At 46.3% G+C, this 1,345-nt stretch carries 1 protein-coding gene; it reads left to right on the top strand.

What is annotated here, in order from left to right; translation table 11 throughout:
- Window positions 1-1,237 (top strand): sulfatase-like hydrolase/transferase (locus R7E42_RS24325; protein WP_318073137.1); only part of this gene is annotated, 1,237 nt, incomplete at its 5' end.
- Between the last annotated feature and the right edge of the window lie 108 nt (window positions 1,238-1,345).

The raw sequence follows: 1,345 nt of genomic DNA, 5'->3' as shown, positions 1-1,345 counted from the left end.
TTTGAAAGCGGAAGACGCAACTATTGCGGAAATGCTTAAACCAATGGGTTACATGACTGGTCAGTTTGGTAAAAACCACTTAGGGGACAAAGACGAACATCTTCCTACTAACCACGGCTTCGATGAATTTTTTGGCAACCTTTACCACCTGAACGCTGAGGAAGAACCGGAGAACGTCGATTACCCTAAAGATCCTGAGTTCCGTAAGAAGTTTGGCCCACGCGGTGTGATTCGTTCGTACGCTGACGGCAAAATTGAAGATACAGGGCCTCTGACTCGTAAGCGTATGGAAACTGTGGACGAAGAGACGTCAGATGCGGCACTCGACTTCATGGATCGTGCCGTGAAAGCGAAAAAACCATTCTTCGTTTGGTGGAACGCAACCCGCATGCACTTCCGTACTCACGTGAAGCCAGATAACCAAGGCAAAACCGGCATCAGTACTTATGCTGATGGTATGGTAGAGCACGACAACATGGTTGGTGAGTTGCTAGATAAACTGGATGATCTGAAAGTGGCCGACAACACCATCGTGATTTACACCACCGATAACGGCCCGATGAACGCGACCTGGCCTGATGCAGCATTTGGTCCTTTCCGTGGTGAGAAAAACACAGGTTGGGAAGGTGGCTTCCGCGTACCAGCAATGGTTCGTTGGCCTGGGCACATTGCTCCAAATACGAAGTTAAACGACATCTTTGCGGGTGAAGACTGGTTCCCAACACTGCTTTCTGCGGCGGGTAACAACACCATCAAGCAAGATTTGTTGAAAGGTTATAAATCATCGTCTGCTGATCGCACATACAAAAACCATTTAGATGGTTACAACCAAATGAATTACTTGATGGGTAAAGACAAAGAGTCTGCTCGTGATGAGTTCTTCTACTGGTCAGACGATGGCGACTTGCTGGCAATGCGTGACAAGCGCTTCAAGCTTCACTTCAAGATCCAAGAGCATGAAGGTTGGGATGTTTGGACGAAAGAGTTCACAAACCTACGTATACCAATGATCTTCGACCTTAAAGTTGACCCACTAGAGAAGGGCGACCAAGGCTTCGGTTACGAAACATGGCAGTTCAACCACGTATTCTTGCTTGTTCCTGCTCAAGCGAAAGTAGCGAAAGTTCTGAAATCATTCAAAGAGTTCCCACCACGTCAAGAGATCCCAAGCTTCTCGGTTGATAAAGTGATGGAACAAATGAAGAACCTAAGTAAAGTTCAACAAGCGAAAGGTTAATCCTAAGCGTATTTGAACCACAAACGGTTCGCAGTGATGATCTATCTTGGTTGTCGGCGCGAACCGTTTTTATTTTATCTATTTCGCAACCCTCTAATCCTTTGTTAT

It is taken from the genome of Vibrio sp. Vb1337, assembly GCF_033338715.1.
Lineage (GTDB): Bacteria > Pseudomonadota > Gammaproteobacteria > Enterobacterales > Vibrionaceae > Vibrio > Vibrio alginolyticus.
This window is presented reverse-complemented; position numbering and strand designations above follow the sequence as displayed.